Below are 14,156 nucleotides of genomic sequence, written 5' to 3'. Positions count from 1 at the left end.
CAGCAGCTAAACTATCTTCCGTTCCGCTGTGTCGCTGCGAGAGAGGCCGAACTATACTCACTCACCCACTGGCCGTCAACTACTCATTGCAGATTCTTGAAAGAAAATTCATAACACGCTGTTTTTACACAATTGAAAATTCGTATGCATCACCACATTCGCCCATCCAGGCAGAGTACATTGGATATGAACATGCTACTGGCTGGCATACTGCGTGCGCAGATTTCCCCGAGCGGTTAAACTCGCGGCCATGATTACTTTACGCAACTTAAGCCTGCAACGCGGGCTGAAACCGATATTTGAGCAGGTCAATCTGACCATTCACGCTGGGCAGAAGATTGGTGTGGTGGGGGCGAATGGCGCGGGGAAGTCCACCTTGTTCGGCCTGCTTCGTGATGAACTTCACGCGGACGCGGGTGATATTGATATGCCGCCACGGCTGTCAATCGCCCATGTCGCACAGGAGACGCCCGCTCTTCTAACGCCTGCTCTTGAATATGTCATTGATGGTGATGGTGAGCTTCGACAATTACAGGCGGATCTGCCGGAGGCTGAAGCGGCGCATGATGGCCATCGGATAGCGGAGCTCCATGCGCAGATCGAGCATGCCGATGGTTATTCGGCCACAGCGCGTGCATCGAAGCTGCTGGCGGGGCTGGGATTTGATAACGGTCAGATGCAGACGCCTGTCTCTGCCTTTTCCGGCGGATGGCGGATGCGGCTGAATCTGGCGCAGGCCCTGATGTGCCGTTCTGATCTGCTATTGCTTGATGAACCCACCAACCATTTGGATCTGGAAACGGTCATGTGGCTGGAAAGTTGGCTGCGGAGTTATCCAGGTACGCTGCTACTGATCTCTCACGACCGTGACTTTCTGGACGCCACGGTTGGCACCATTGCGCATGTCGATAATAGACAGATTACGCTCTATACCGGCAATTACGAGGCGTTTGAGAAGCAAAAGGCTGAAAAGCTTGCTCAACAACAGTCGGCATTCAGCCGTCAACAACGTGAGATCGCGCATCTACAGTCTTTCATTGATCGCTTCAAGGCCAAGGCCACCAAGGCCAAACAAGCACAGAGTAGGGTGAAAGCATTGGAGCGCATGGAGCGGATTGCTGCAGCGCATGTCGATTCACCTTTTGAATTCGGCTTCAGGACACCCGAATCCAGCCCCAATCCGTTACTACGCATCGAGCAAGCCGATGCAGGTTATGTTGATAAGGTGGTTTTGCGAAACATCAATCTGACGTTGATGGCGGGCAGTCGCCTGGGCTTACTTGGTGTCAACGGCGCGGGTAAATCGACGCTGATCAAGTTGTTGTCTGGTGAATCCAGCCCGCTGGGTGGTGAACGCACTGAGGGCAAGGGACTGAAAATCGGCTATTTTGCACAGCACCAGCTGGAGCAGCTTCGACCCGATGAGAGCCCATTACAGCATATGCAGCGACTTGATCCACAAGCCAAGGAAAGCGAGCTGCGCGCCTATCTGGGGGGGTTCGACTTCCGTGGCGATATGGCATTGTCACCAGTGGCTCCTTTCTCTGGCGGCGAAAAGTCGCGTCTGGCTTTGGCCTTGATCATCTGGCAGCGGCCTAACCTATTACTGTTGGATGAACCCACCAACCATTTGGATCTTGAGATGCGCCAGGCGCTGACGTTGGCGTTACAGGATTTTGAAGGCACATTGATTCTAGTGTCTCATGACCGGCACCTGCTACGTGCAACTACCGATAGTTTCCTACTCATCGAAAATGGTCAGGTATCTGTGTTTGATGGTGATCTGGATGATTATCGTGATTATCGCCAGCAACAGGCCAGTGCTGAAGCCGCGCAGCCTTCCGCCAGCAATCAGGTTGTTGACCGGAAAATGCAAAAGCGCGCCGAGGCCGAGGAACGCAATCGGCTGTCTGCGCTACGCAAGCCCATCGAGTCCAAGCTGAAAAAAGTGGAAGGTGAAATGGAAAAGGTGCAGTCCGCCAAGGCCGCACTGGATGAGGAATTGGCGTCTGGCACGCTCTATGAGCCCAACCAGAAAGAGGCTTTGAAAGCAGCTCTGTTGAAACAAGCTGAACTCAGCACCCAACTTAGCCTGCTGGAAGAAACCTGGCTTGAGTTACAGTCGGAGCTGGAACAAATCGTGTAGGCCATGGTGGCGCCAACGCATCGTTCACGCTGAAGCATGGGGGTATGATCGATCACTGATCTGGCCGGCACCAGCCAATTGGCGTGGTCAGATCCAGTCGGAACCATCGTGATGGTGAGTCATTCCAACTCGCCATCACACCAGGTAGATCAGCCCACGCACCATATTCATATGATGAATCCCAAACCGTATCCACCAACGCATCATGCCGCTCTATCAATGCTGCATGTCCGCCAGGTGCACGCCATGGTCAACAATATGGCCAGCCCAACAGGGTGCTTGATGATTATTGATACCCAACCCGTCGAGGCAGGCGATGGCCATCCTGCTCACCCACACTGCCCGCATCTGATCCGCCTTTCCCTGGTGGCACCAGACAATTTCACGAGGGCACACCCATGCATGTGATGGTATTGGGCGCAGGGGTGGTGGGCACGACCACTGCTTGGTTTCTCAAACAGGCGGGGTTCGACGTCACCATTGTCGATCGGCAGCCTGCAGCTGGTATGGAGACCAGTTTTGCCAATGGTGGGCAGATCTCTGTCGGGCAAGCGGAGCCCTGGGCCAACCCGGATGCGCCAAGAAAAATCATCAAATGGCTAGGCCACGAAGACGCGCCACTCTTGTTCAGATTGAGAGCCGACGCCGCCCAATGGCGCTGGGGCATTCGTTTCTTGCTGGAATGCTGGCCGGGGCGATCCCATCGACACGCCCGCGAGCTGGTCAGACTTGGGCTGGAAAGCCGAACCGAGCTAGGTCATCTCAGGCGATCACTCGGCTTGGCATATTGCCAACAAACCAGAGGAATCCTGGCTTTCTTTGAGGAAAAGCGGGAATACCAGGCGGCCCTGAAAACGATTGATTGGATGGCGGAGCTAGGCTGCCAGCGCCGTGTGCTAGGCCCTGCGGAGGCGGTTGCACTTGAGCCTGCACTTGCCGCTTGCGCCGACAGGATATTGGGTGCGGTGTACACGACCGAGGACGAATCCGGCGACGCACACCAATTCACACAACACCTCGCTGAGCACGCACAAGCGGCGGGGGTACGATGGTTGTTGGATCATCACATCACCAAGCTGCACCAGCACCACAGCCGACTGACTGGCGTTGAGGTTCAACATGGCGGGCAAACCCTGTTGCTCACGGCAGATGCCTATGTGGTTGCACTCGGCAGCTACAGCCCGCTGCTGCTCAAGCCATTGGGCATTCGGCTACCGATTTATCCAGTCAAAGGCTATTCCATCACACTGCCGGTCGGGGACAACCCGGCGGCCCCTACCGTCAGCCTGACCGATGAATCCCGCAAGTTGGTGTTTTCCAGACTAGGTGATCGATTACGTGTGGCGGGCACCGCAGAGCTGAATGGCTATGATCAACAACTGAATGCTGTCCGATTGCAGGCCTTGGAGCAACGCACCCTGCAGCTGTTTCCCGCACTGCAGGGCACCCGCGATATTGTCCATTGGACAGGACTGCGTCCCGCAACGCCACACAACGTTCCCTTCATCGGCCCAAGCCGTCTATCCAACCTGTTTCTGAACACAGGCCATGGCACGCTGGGCTGGACGCTGAGCTGTGGATCAGCCAAACGCCTATCAGCCTTGATGAGCAATGTGCTCCGCCCATAACGCCTGGAACAGCGCCAACTTAGCCTAAGCCTCGTCACCCGATGACTCAGACCATCGTTTGCCAAAACGCAATGTCTCAGGGTAGGGATAGAAGTCCTCAATATAGCCCGCCTTGATCCGCGCCTGTTTGGTCTGCCACAACTCTGCCTTGAACAAGTCGGCGTGATGTCGCATGAACACCTGCCGCACACCTGTCGCACCCAGCAGAAAGGCACCGAACTCCTCTGGGAACACATCATTTCGTGCAATCGGGTACCAGGGCTCGCTGGCCATTTCATACTCAGGTGTGGGCGCGGGCGGTACTTTACGGAAGTTGCAGTCGGTCATGTACTCGATCTCATCATAGTCATAGAAGATCACCCGACCGTAACGCGTCACCCCAAAGTTCTTGAACAACATATCGCCAGGGAAGATATTGGCCGAGGCCAGCTCCTTGATCGCATTGCCGTATTCACGGACACCATGCTCGATCTGCTCAGCCGAGCCCCGCTCCAGATATAGGTTCAGCGGGGTCAGACGGCGCTCGATATACAAATGGCGGATCACAATGGTGCCCTCCTTTTCCTCCAGCAGCGAGGGCGCCATCTTGCGGAATTCATCCAACAGCTCTTGCGTAAAGCGGTTTCGCGGAAACGCCACATTCGAGAACTCCAGCGTATCCGCCATGCGCCCGACCCGATCATGCTGCTTCACCAATTGGTATTTGGCTTCGACAATCTCCTTGGTGACCTCTTTGGGTGGTGCGATGTAGTCCTTGATCACCTTGAACACATAGGGGTAGGACGGCAAGGTGAACACCAACATCACCAAACCCTTGATACCAGGTGCGATGATCAGATCATCGCGAGAGTGCCGTAGGTGATGCATGAAATCACGATAGAACATGGTCTTGCCCTGCTTCTGCAAGCCCAGCATGGTGTACAGCTCCGCTCGGGATTTGGTGGGCAGCAAGGATCGCAGGAACTGGACATACCCGCTCGGCACCTCCATGTCCACCATGAAATAGGCGCGCGAAAAGCTGAACAACACACCAATGCGACGGGCATCCAGCAAGAGGGTGTCCATATACAACCGGCCCTGTTCATCATGCAGCACCGGCACGCAGAATGGATACTCCTGGTTGCCATTGACCGCCTTACCGATCACATATGCCGCCTTATTGCGATAGAACGGCGAATACAGCACCTGGATCTGATAATTGGGCTCCACATCCGGCCACGCTTCCAGATGCTCCTTCAGCGCCTTCACCACATAGCCGATGTCACGCTGCATGTCGGCAAAAGGCGTCTGCCAGTCGAAATCCTGCACGATCTGGCGAATGGTTTTGTGCAAGCCCAGCCGCCCAGGATAATAGCTACGATAGGTCGGCGGATCGGACTCGATATGTTCCGTCGAGATGGTCGGGCGGACAAAGATGAAGTCATTGTTGAAGTAGTCGCGATGCAGAATCCGGCAGCATACCGAGTTGAAAAAAGTCTCAGCGCACTCCGGCTGCTTGTGATTGATCAACAAGGACACAAAGTGGAACTTCACCTGCTGCCAGATCCCCTCCCCCAGGCTATCGGCCCTGAATTCCCGATGCAGCCGCTCGACACACTCCTGCACCCGATCATCGTAATACTGGATACGCTCCTTGGCGGCACGCTGCACCGCTTGCCAGTCCCCTGCCTCAAAACGCTGCTTGGCCGCAAGCGAACACTGCCGGAACAACAGGTAGTGGCGATCAAAGCCTTCGACCAGCGCATTGGCGATGCGGCGGGCGATCGGGTGGACGGTGTTGGGCGTATCCATGACGGAATAAGATGCTTGGGGGTTGTGATCCATGGTAGACCCTATCTGTTTGGAATCGACACATATCGTCAGCGCGGTTGACACAGCTTCATAGCTCACGCAAAAACCGCCTCTCAGCGCCAGACACCTGCTCTACAATCTTCAACGAGGCTTGATCCGCCGCTGCCCAGCCTGAACGGGCCGCCTGGCATTAGGCCGGGGCCGTCGCCCATCCTGCCCAGCACCAGACCGAGCCACAGGTGGAACGACCACCCTGCGCCACTCACCAGGGGCCAGGCCAGTCAATTCATATGGGCCGATACGGGTACGCACCAGACGCAGCGTCGGGAACCCGACCTTGGCCGTCATGCGGCGGACCTGCCGGTTTTTTCCCTCCCGGATGACCAGCTCCAGCCAGCTATCCGGCACACTCTTACGAACTCGGATCGGCGGATTACGCGGCCACAGCTCTGGCGGGGCCATACGTCGGACCTCTGCCGGCAAGGTCGTGAAATCCCCCAGATCGACACCTTGACGCAACTGCATCAACGCCTCGTCCGTCGGCTCCCCTTCCACCTGCACCCAATAGGTCTTCGGCAATTTATGTTTAGGATCAGCGATCTGCGCCTGCAACTGTCCATCAGCGGTCAACAACAGCAACCCCTCGCTATCGGTATCGAGCCGCCCGGCAGGGTACACCCCCGGCAGGTCGATCAACGAAGACAATGATGGATGCGTCTCATGGGCAGAGAACTGGCAGATCACCCCATAGGGCTTATTGAGTAAAATCAACTCGGGCATTTACTAATGGCATGTTTCAAGCAGTTGCTTGATAATAACAGGGTTGTGCGCAGCGGGCAGTAATTCAACCAAACGCAATACAACGCCTGGGGCAGTCTTGCTCCACCACGACATTGTGGGCAGGCCAGCGCAGGATGACTGTCAGTTTGCCTACCCCTTCCAGCTTTGACGGTCTATAAACCGAAACAAATGTCGAGCGACACCTGCCCAGTCTACCGCTGCAGCTTGACGGTGCCAAGCCGTATCACCCCTGTGGATTTCTCTACGGCCCCAACACGCCGTCTCGTCACTCGACAGCATTACTCAACCCCTCAACATCACGATAAGATGGAGCAGGCATGACGACTTCCCATATCAAGGTACCGCAAGGCGGTGCACAAATCGTTCCGGGCCAAGCGATTCCCGACAATCCCATCATCCCTTTCATCGAAGGCGATGGTATTGGCGTGGACATCACCCCGGTCATGATCAAAGTGATCGATGCGGCTGTTGAAAAAGCCTATGGCGGCAAGAAGAAGATCCACTGGATGGAAGTCTTCGCCGGCGAAAAATCCACCCGCATCTATGGCCCGGATGAGTGGCTGCCCAAGGAAACCTTCGATGCGCTGAAGCAATACTCCGTGTCGATCAAAGGCCCGATGACCACGCCCGTCGGCGGTGGCATCCGTTCATTGAACGTCGCATTGCGCCAAGAGCTGGATCTGTACCAGTGCGTGCGCCCAGTGCGTTACTTCAAGGGCGTGCCCTCCCCGCTGAAGCAGCCTGAGCTGACCGACATGGTGATCTTCCGCGAAAACACCGAGGACATCTACGCTGGCATCGAGTGGCAAGCCGAGTCTGAGCAGGTGAAGAAAGTGATCAACTTCCTGCAGACCGAAATGGGCGTGAAGAAGATCCGCTTCCCCGAGACATCTGGCATCGGTATCAAGCCCGTTTCCAAGCAGGGTACCGAGCGCTTGGTCCGTGCAGCCATCCAGTACGCCATCGACAATGACCGCAAGAGCGTGACTATTGTCCACAAGGGCAACATCATGAAGTTCACCGAAGGTGGCTTCCGTGATTGGGCGTATGCATTGGCCAAGAACGAATTCGGCGCTGAGCTGCTGGATGGCGGCCCATGGTGCAAATTCAAGAACCCGAAGACAGGCCGCGAGATCATCGTCAAAGACGCGATTGCTGATGCGTTCCTGCAACAGATCCTGCTGCGCCCCGCCGAGTACGATGTCATCGCCACCACCAACCTGAATGGCGATTACATCTCCGACGCGCTGGCTGCGCAAGTAGGCGGTATCGGGATCGCCCCTGGTGCCAACATCTCCGACCAATATGCCTGCTTCGAAGCCACTCACGGCACGGCACCGAAGTACGCAGGTCAGGACAAGGTCAATCCTGGCTCACTGATCCTGTCTGCAGAAATGATGCTGCGTCACCTGGGCTGGCGTGAAGCCGCTGATCTGGTGATCAAGTCGATGGAAGCTGCCATTTCCGATAAGGTTGTCACCTACGACTTCGCCCGCCTGATGGACGGCGCACAGGAAGTCAGCTGCTCGGCATTCGGCGACGCCATGATCGCACGCATGTAAACAGCAGGCTGCAAGTCAAAACGGCACGTCTGACAACGTGCCGTTTTTTATTGGCCAACGCCAGCCTTTGATCGCCTGATTTCGACAATCACCCTCACCTGGCCGTCACGGGCAATGCCGCCCCAGGCCGCTTTCTACAAAGACCGCGCTGGCCATGATGAACAAAATATACATCGGCTACTTCAAGGCCGGTTTCTGGCATGATGACTGGCCAGACGCTCATTGCCACGTCGGTAGTTGCCGGTGATGCGCGCCAGCAGTTGCTGTGCAGCAGCCTCATCACCCGCTTCCACCTTGGCCAGAAACGCCGCTGCATCACGCCCGCGAAGCAGGGACACCACCTTACCCTGACGCCGCACCTCAACCTCGCCATTTTTCCTGGCGTGATAGCTGAAACCCAAGCCTTGCTGGCTCACATGATCATCCGTCATGCCCCCCCCATACCTGACACGGAGATCACATGATAACTGACGCTTTATGCGGTGAAGTAATGACTTGACCATCGGCGCCAGCCTATCCGGTGCTGGATCTGCAAGCGGGGCCATCTATCAACACAACAGGCCCCACCGGTAAGGGGAAGCACGACTTCAGATCACTCATTCACTTGACCGACGGCCCGCCTATTGGAATGCATCCGTCGGCCTAATTCGCTGTCTCGCGCCAGCAAAAAGGCGCGCAAATGGTGCTGATAGTCTGGGCTCACCGCCTGCTGGACAGATGTCCGCTGGTTCAACGCTTGGCGCCAACGCTGCAATCTGGGTAAACCAGCCCAGAATTCGACCCCGGCCACCTCATCCAGTACATCAAAGTAGCGGAAGATCGGTGCAAACACTGCATCCACCATGCTAAATGCCCCATCAAAGCACTCGCCATCACCGACATGGGCTTCCAGTTGCTCGAAACGGTGGCGGATTTCCTGTGCCTTGGCCATGTACAAGGCTTCATTTGGTGCGGAGTAGAACCCGGCAATCAGGTTCAATACAGCAGATCCGAACTCCATCCAGGCACGATGCTTGGCTCTTGCAATCGGCGCCGCCGGGTGCAGCTTCGGTTGATACATATCGTCCAGGTACTCACAGATCACCGCAGATTCAAAGATGACTTCTCCCTCGGCCAACAAAACCGGCGTTTTACCCAGCGGAGAGACTGCAAGGAACCAGGCGGGCTTGTTTGCCAGATCGACATCCCGCCGTTCGAAAGGTATGTTCTTTTCCGCCAACACGATGGCAGCACGTTGCACATAGGGGCACAGTGGATGTGAAATCAACACGATCGGTTCCGTCATTTGAGCAAGCCCTCTGCCTTGAGTGCCGCCAGCGCGGCAGGGCGCTGGGACACTCGCTGTAGATAGCGCTGCAGGTGTGGGTAGCTGTCGAGCGGAATCGAGAGGAACGCGGTCCAATTCAAGATCGTGAATGCATAGATATCGGCCACACTGAACGCCTCCGCCAGATAATCCTGCGTGGCCAGTCGCTGATCCAGCTCACCAAACCGGGCGGCCAGCTTTTTCATGACCGCGGCCTGTGTCGAGCTGGCCGTTGTCTTATCCCACAAACACGGTGAGAACGACTTGTGCAGCTCAGTGCTGACAAATGCCAGCCACTGGGTCACCTCCAGCCTGCGTCGGCTACCGATCGGGCCGATCAACGCCTGCTGCGGGTCCAGATCGGCAACATACTGCAACAAGGCAACACCCTCGGTGTAACGTGTTCCGTCATCCAGCTCCAACACCGGGACATAACCGCGTGGCGAAATCGCGTAGAAATCCCCGCCATCCCGCATTGTGTGCCGCGTCAGATCGACCTGTACCGCCTCAAATGCCACGCCCAGTTCATGGAACAAGATGTGGACAGCCAAAGAGCAAGCTGCTGGCGAATAGTAGAGCTTCATGATGTTGTGACTCCAGATGTGATGAGTGGAAACAAGCCAGACTGACCCCGGAATACCTTGTCAGCTGCCCGATCTGGTCACTATAATTTTTCCGAATTGCAATTCACATAGCCAATTTCGCAATCAGACATTGCAAAAATGCAATACAACCTCTCCCCCTCAGATCTGGAAATCGTGCTTGCATTGGTGCGGGGCCGCACGCTGGCCAACGCTGGCAGTCGGCTCGATATCGATGCCTCGACTGTGTTCCGATCCCTACAAAAAATGGAGCGCGGGTTGGGGCAAACCTTGTTTCAACGTTCCAGAACCGGTTATCTGCCAACGGAGCAGGCATTGCAGCTTGCTCGCCACGCAGAAGAAATCGAGACCGCCCTGGCGGCAGCCAGGTCGAATATCCAAGCCGCGCCTGCGGAGGTATCCGGTAGTGTGAGCATCACCACCACCGATTCGATTCTGCACGGCTTGCTGGCCCCTGCCCTGCATTCACTGCAGGCCAGCCACCCGCTGCTCAATTTCGATCTGGATATCCGCAACGAGCTGGCCAACCTGGCGCAGCGCGACGCGGATATTGCCCTTCGCGCCACCCAACGACCACCACAACATCTGGTCGGCAAACGGCTGGGTATCCTCCATGGTGCACTGTATGTGCCCCGATCCTATGGCCCTATCAGCCTGCAGGAGCTGGAAACCCGCCAAGTGAGCTGGATAGGCACAGACGGCGCATTGCAGGAACACCCTTCGGTCATCTGGCGCAAGCGTCATTATCCAAAGGTCACACCGCGATATCGGGTGTCCAGTATCGTATCGGTGCTGGAAATGATCCGGGAAGGGCTGGGGATTGGGCTGCTGCCGATCTTTCTTGGCGACAAATACCCAGATGTGATTCGAGTCACCGCACCGCTGGCCGATTACCAATCCGAGCTATGGCTGCTGACCCACCCGGAATCCCGCCATCTGCGACGGATAGCGGTGGCATACAATTATCTTGCGGACAATATCATTTTGCAGTGATCAAAAAATACGACTGACAATACCCCAATTTAGAATTTCCCTTTGGTTTGTTTGATTGCCGTAACACTTGGCAGGCTTGGAAGTATGCTCGAACAGATCACGTCAGGCCGTTGACACAATGCGGACCTATCTCAGTGGTCTTCTTTTCAAACGCCTCAGTTGGTGTGCCTTGATGAAATCGCATCTGCCAGCCGTCGTCAGTCCATTGCCACAGTGAAGAGCGGTTGGTGTGCCGATGTAGTTGACCATTTTGATCGATGTGAGCGGAGCGGTAAGTCAGTAGCGCCAAATCATCGGATAAGGTCTCCAAGGCAAAATCCTGAGCCCATATGGTAGGTTGCACATCGGCATTGGCGACTTGTGCAAGAATCGACAGGCGGTTATAAACCGCGCCCGAGCGACCAAACTCTCGAAATTGCTCGTGCAACCTCGCACCCAGCCGCTCAGCGCTACAGCGGATCTGCGGTTCATGCAAAGAGCACTCCAACGCAATCAGCGTCTCCACGTGTGATGGCATGTTGTGCGGCTCCCTTCCATTGAGTCTTTGTGATAGGTGGCTGATGACACTATCAGCTAGTTTATTGAACCTCCATCCTGCTTGCAAAATGACCGTGCGGTGATAACTCAAGCCCCCCTTGGCTCGGCGTGCTCGTTCATCACCACCACTCAAGCGCGGATGCGCTACTTTATCGAAGTTGACGGACCCTATCTGCCTTGCGCAGCAAGGCTATGGCTGGATTGCCACCTGAACCCAGTATTGGATGGCAAACTCCCGATCCACACCAACCGGCGTGGACAAGACCTTGATGCGCGTGCCCACGGGTAAGACTCCCAGACTACGCCGAGCTTGGTAATACTGGATGTCATTGGCAGGCAGGCCGTCGCGCAGCACCATATTGCCGGACACCGAAAATACGGTTCCCGGTGCGATGGTGGTGGGTGGATTCGCCAGGGGAGCATTGGTGGTCGGGGAGACCAGTTTCATGCGTTGCCAGCTTGCCGCAGCTTTGTTGTAGTCCCCGATCCAGATGTAGCCAGTCTGTTCGCTCTTCCCGCCGCCTCCATCCGGCTTGATGGTTGCAATTTGTGCGGTCTGATCGGACACGGTCTGGCTGGCCTCGAAGATTTCCGACTTGGATTCAGCCGACATGGTATGGGCGGGCAGCTGTTTTTTGATTTCCTCGATGGATTTGGTTGCCGCATTCAACTGCGCGCTCAAGGCAGCAATCTCGCCTTTTGCGTCCTGAGTGAATTTCACGCCATCGGTGCTGATCTCAGATACCGAACCGAATGGAATGCCAAGGATGAACTTCCCCCCGACCAAGGCCAGAAAAACCGACAGCACGGCAATCGGGTATTTGGCCAGCTCGACCCAGCTGGATTTCTGATCGGTCATCAGTCAGTTCTCCTGGTCGCACCCTAGGCACCAAATGGTGCCCAGGTTACATCGGCTCTACCGAAGCCCCGATTGGGCTCGCATGGCTCCACACCTGGGGGCAGGATGGATGGCGGACAGCCCGCCCGACCCTGTCCCGGCAGCTGGGGCGCAGGACAGCGCCACAGGTGCGACAGGTCGATTCGATGTGGCAGGACGGCTGAAGCCGCTGCCGATGGCTCACTCATCCCGTGTCAACACCTCCAGCAATTCAATCTCGAAAATCAAGTCCGAATTCGGCTGGATATGTGCGCCAACCTGACGATCGCCATAGGCCAGGTGAGCCGGTACGAACAGCTTGCGTTTGCCACCTACGCGCATACCCATCAGCCCTTGATCCCAGCCCTTGATGACACGGCCCGTGCCAATCACACATTGAAAAGGTTTGCCTCGGCGGTAGGAAGAATCGAATTCCGTGCCATCCACCAGCGTGCCGACATACTGGGTGGTGATGAGCGCGCCTTTGACGGCTTCCTTGCCCTCGCCCACCACCAGATCGGTGATCTGCAGTTCCAAACTCATGCGGTGCTTTCAGGTAAAAGGCGCGATTCTACCCGAGTCATGCGGCACAGGGCGGCAAGTAAGTCTGCTTGGCATCTACCTTGCGGGCGACTGGATCAACCACGGGTGATGTGTTCGATCAACTGTTTCAGCACGACCTCTGCCTGATCATTGGCAACCTGACATGTCCCGGCATTGGCATGCCCGCCCCCGCCATGGGCCAGCATCAACTCACCGATATTGACATGTGGGCTGCGATTGACAATCGAGGCACCTGTCGCGAAAACCGTATTCTGCTTCTCACGCCCCCACATGACGTGGATCGAGACATTGCAGGCAGGATACATGGCATAGATCAGGAAACGATTGGTGGCATAGATGGTTTCTTCGTCACGCAGATCCAACACCACCAGGTTTTGATACACGGTGCTGCAACGGCTGATCTGGTCACGGGCTTTCGGCTCGTGGTCGAAATAGAGCTGGCTGCGTTCTTTCACATCTGGCAGCGCCAAGATCTGTTCGATGGTGTGAGTACGGCAGTATTGGATCAGATCCATCATCAGCGCATAGTTGGAGATTCGAAACTCACGAAACCGCCCCAGGCCGGTACGCGCATCCATCAGATAATTCAGCAGCACCCAGTCTTTCGGGTGCAGGATCTCATCTTGTGTAAATTGGGCCGAATCCGCCTTGTCCACAGCCAGCATCATGTCCTCGCCCACCGAGGGGAATCGCGCCTTGCCGCCAAAGTGCTCGTAAACCACGCGGGCAGCGGAGGGCGCATGGGCGTCGATGATGTGATTGGGCCGCTCCCCCGTATTACGGATGGTCTCAGAGTGGTGATGATCGAACACCAGATGCGCACGCGGAACATAAGGCAAGTTGGTAACGATATCCCGATCAGTGACATCGACCTTGCCATCTTGCATGTCTTTCGGGTGCACGAACAAGATGTCGTCGATCATATCCAACTCGTTCAACAACACCGCACAAACCAAGCCATCAAAGTCGCTACGGGTAACCAGCCGATATTTACTATGAGCCATGACAGATTTGCTCCGGACACATTGACGAAAGACCGCGAAACCGCCGCCGGCAATCCAGCCCAGCGCATTGCCCGTTGAATAACAGGAACAAGCAGGATAGACGTGACAGGGTGGGCATCTATTCAGGTTAAACCGTGCATAGACGCTTTTCTACCTCAAATTCCACGTCGAAGCCCCCTGTTGACCGCTCCCGCACATGGCTACCTTCACCATGTGAGCATCCAGCAGCAGGGCGGCCCCATGCCAGATGGTGTCACCGACAGACCAGGCGGCCAGGTGCCAGGAAGGCATAAAAAAAGCCCGGCGCAAAGCCGGGCTCAATCGAAGGTAATTCACTTTCAATGC

General features: G+C 56.1%; 13 protein-coding genes. 4 read left to right on the top strand and 9 right to left on the bottom strand.

Translation table 11 applies throughout. The features are described 5' to 3' along the window. The first annotated feature begins 250 nt into the window (after positions 1–250). Both HNQ59_RS12775 and HNQ59_RS12770 read left to right on the top strand, forming a co-directional pair. Positions 251–2,146: an ATP-binding cassette domain-containing protein gene (locus HNQ59_RS12775; RefSeq protein WP_184039974.1), complete on the top strand. Its 1,896-nt coding sequence runs from the start codon at positions 251–253 to the stop codon at positions 2,144–2,146. 398 nt (positions 2,147–2,544) lie between these two features. Further along, positions 2,545–3,774, top strand: coding sequence for a D-amino acid dehydrogenase (locus HNQ59_RS12770; protein ID WP_184039971.1), 1,230 nt, complete (start codon positions 2,545–2,547; stop codon positions 3,772–3,774). Positions 3,775–3,798: 24 nt separating this feature from the next. On the opposite strand, the gene aceK is transcribed toward HNQ59_RS12770, so the two are convergent. Further along, positions 3,799–5,565, bottom strand: a complete 1,767-nt coding sequence (gene aceK / locus HNQ59_RS12765) for a bifunctional isocitrate dehydrogenase kinase/phosphatase (protein ID WP_184040006.1) — start codon at positions 5,563–5,565, stop codon at positions 3,799–3,801. A gap of 141 nt (positions 5,566–5,706) precedes the next feature. Further along, on the bottom strand, positions 5,707–6,345 hold the full coding sequence (locus HNQ59_RS12760; RefSeq protein WP_184039968.1) for a pseudouridine synthase: 639 nt from the start codon (positions 6,343–6,345) through the stop codon (positions 5,707–5,709). Positions 6,346–6,683: 338 nt separating this feature from the next. Here HNQ59_RS12760 and icd point away from each other — a divergent pair, with 338 nt between their 5' ends. Then, a complete protein-coding gene (gene icd / locus HNQ59_RS12755) occupies positions 6,684–7,928 on the top strand; it encodes an NADP-dependent isocitrate dehydrogenase (RefSeq protein ID WP_184039965.1) in 1,245 nt (414 codons plus the stop codon). 182 nt (positions 7,929–8,110) lie between these two features. Here icd and HNQ59_RS12750 read toward each other — a convergent pair whose 3' ends face one another. From HNQ59_RS12750 to gstA, 3 genes are all read right to left on the bottom strand, one after another. Continuing rightward, positions 8,111–8,359 (bottom strand): hypothetical protein, encoded by a 249-nt coding sequence (locus HNQ59_RS12750; protein WP_184039962.1) that lies wholly within the window; start codon positions 8,357–8,359, stop codon positions 8,111–8,113. A 161-nt stretch (positions 8,360–8,520) separates the two neighbouring features. Further along, positions 8,521–9,213 (bottom strand): glutathione S-transferase family protein, encoded by a 693-nt coding sequence (locus tag HNQ59_RS12745; protein WP_184039959.1) that lies wholly within the window; start codon positions 9,211–9,213, stop codon positions 8,521–8,523. After that, a complete protein-coding gene (gene gstA / locus HNQ59_RS12740; protein ID WP_184039956.1) occupies positions 9,210–9,818 on the bottom strand; it encodes a glutathione transferase GstA in 609 nt (202 codons plus the stop codon). The genes HNQ59_RS12745 and gstA overlap by 4 nt, the downstream gene beginning before the upstream one ends. 138 nt (positions 9,819–9,956) lie before the next feature. Between gstA and HNQ59_RS12735 the strand changes: the two genes are divergently transcribed. Further along, positions 9,957–10,829 (top strand): LysR family transcriptional regulator, encoded by an 873-nt coding sequence (locus tag HNQ59_RS12735; RefSeq protein ID WP_184039953.1) that lies wholly within the window; start codon positions 9,957–9,959, stop codon positions 10,827–10,829. A gap of 97 nt (positions 10,830–10,926) precedes the next feature. Here HNQ59_RS12735 and HNQ59_RS12730 read toward each other — a convergent pair whose 3' ends face one another. The 4 genes from HNQ59_RS12730 to HNQ59_RS12715 form a co-directional block, all read right to left on the bottom strand. Further along, complete coding sequence (locus tag HNQ59_RS12730; RefSeq protein ID WP_184039950.1) at positions 10,927–11,346, bottom strand: nuclear transport factor 2 family protein; 420 nt, start codon at positions 11,344–11,346, stop codon at positions 10,927–10,929. A 210-nt stretch (positions 11,347–11,556) separates the two neighbouring features. Beyond that, positions 11,557–12,225 (bottom strand): hypothetical protein, encoded by a 669-nt coding sequence (locus HNQ59_RS12725; RefSeq protein ID WP_184039947.1) that lies wholly within the window; start codon positions 12,223–12,225, stop codon positions 11,557–11,559. Positions 12,226–12,444: 219 nt separating this feature from the next. Beyond that, positions 12,445–12,786, bottom strand: coding sequence for an FKBP-type peptidyl-prolyl cis-trans isomerase (locus HNQ59_RS12720; protein ID WP_184039942.1), 342 nt, complete (start codon positions 12,784–12,786; stop codon positions 12,445–12,447). 95 nt (positions 12,787–12,881) lie between these two features. Further along, positions 12,882–13,811: an exopolyphosphatase gene (locus HNQ59_RS12715; protein ID WP_184039939.1), complete on the bottom strand. Its 930-nt coding sequence runs from the start codon at positions 13,809–13,811 to the stop codon at positions 12,882–12,884. Between the last annotated feature and the right edge of the window lie 345 nt (positions 13,812–14,156).

Origin of the sequence: Chitinivorax tropicus (assembly GCF_014202905.1) — a bacterium.
Classification (GTDB): Bacteria; Pseudomonadota; Gammaproteobacteria; order Burkholderiales; family SCOH01; genus Chitinivorax; species Chitinivorax tropicus.
Note: the sequence above shows the minus strand (reverse complement) of the source record. Positions and strands in the feature narration are given on the sequence as shown.

Coding starts and splice junctions, on each gene's coding strand:
- HNQ59_RS12775 (WP_184039974.1), top strand. CDS start 251: ATGATTACTTTACGCAACTTAAGCCTGCAACGCGGGCTGAAACCGATA.
- HNQ59_RS12770 (WP_184039971.1), top strand. CDS start 2,545: ATGCATGTGATGGTATTGGGCGCAGGGGTGGTGGGCACGACCACTGCT.
- aceK (WP_184040006.1), bottom strand. CDS start 5,565: ATGGATACGCCCAACACCGTCCACCCGATCGCCCGCCGCATCGCCAAT.
- HNQ59_RS12760 (WP_184039968.1), bottom strand. CDS start 6,345: ATGCCCGAGTTGATTTTACTCAATAAGCCCTATGGGGTGATCTGCCAG.
- icd (WP_184039965.1), top strand. CDS start 6,684: ATGACGACTTCCCATATCAAGGTACCGCAAGGCGGTGCACAAATCGTT.
- HNQ59_RS12750 (WP_184039962.1), bottom strand. CDS start 8,359: ATGACGGATGATCATGTGAGCCAGCAAGGCTTGGGTTTCAGCTATCAC.
- HNQ59_RS12745 (WP_184039959.1), bottom strand. CDS start 9,213: ATGACGGAACCGATCGTGTTGATTTCACATCCACTGTGCCCCTATGTG.
- gstA (WP_184039956.1), bottom strand. CDS start 9,818: ATGAAGCTCTACTATTCGCCAGCAGCTTGCTCTTTGGCTGTCCACATC.
- HNQ59_RS12735 (WP_184039953.1), top strand. CDS start 9,957: ATGCAATACAACCTCTCCCCCTCAGATCTGGAAATCGTGCTTGCATTG.
- HNQ59_RS12730 (WP_184039950.1), bottom strand. CDS start 11,346: ATGCCATCACACGTGGAGACGCTGATTGCGTTGGAGTGCTCTTTGCAT.
- HNQ59_RS12725 (WP_184039947.1), bottom strand. CDS start 12,225: ATGACCGATCAGAAATCCAGCTGGGTCGAGCTGGCCAAATACCCGATT.
- HNQ59_RS12720 (WP_184039942.1), bottom strand. CDS start 12,786: ATGAGTTTGGAACTGCAGATCACCGATCTGGTGGTGGGCGAGGGCAAG.
- HNQ59_RS12715 (WP_184039939.1), bottom strand. CDS start 13,811: ATGGCTCATAGTAAATATCGGCTGGTTACCCGTAGCGACTTTGATGGC.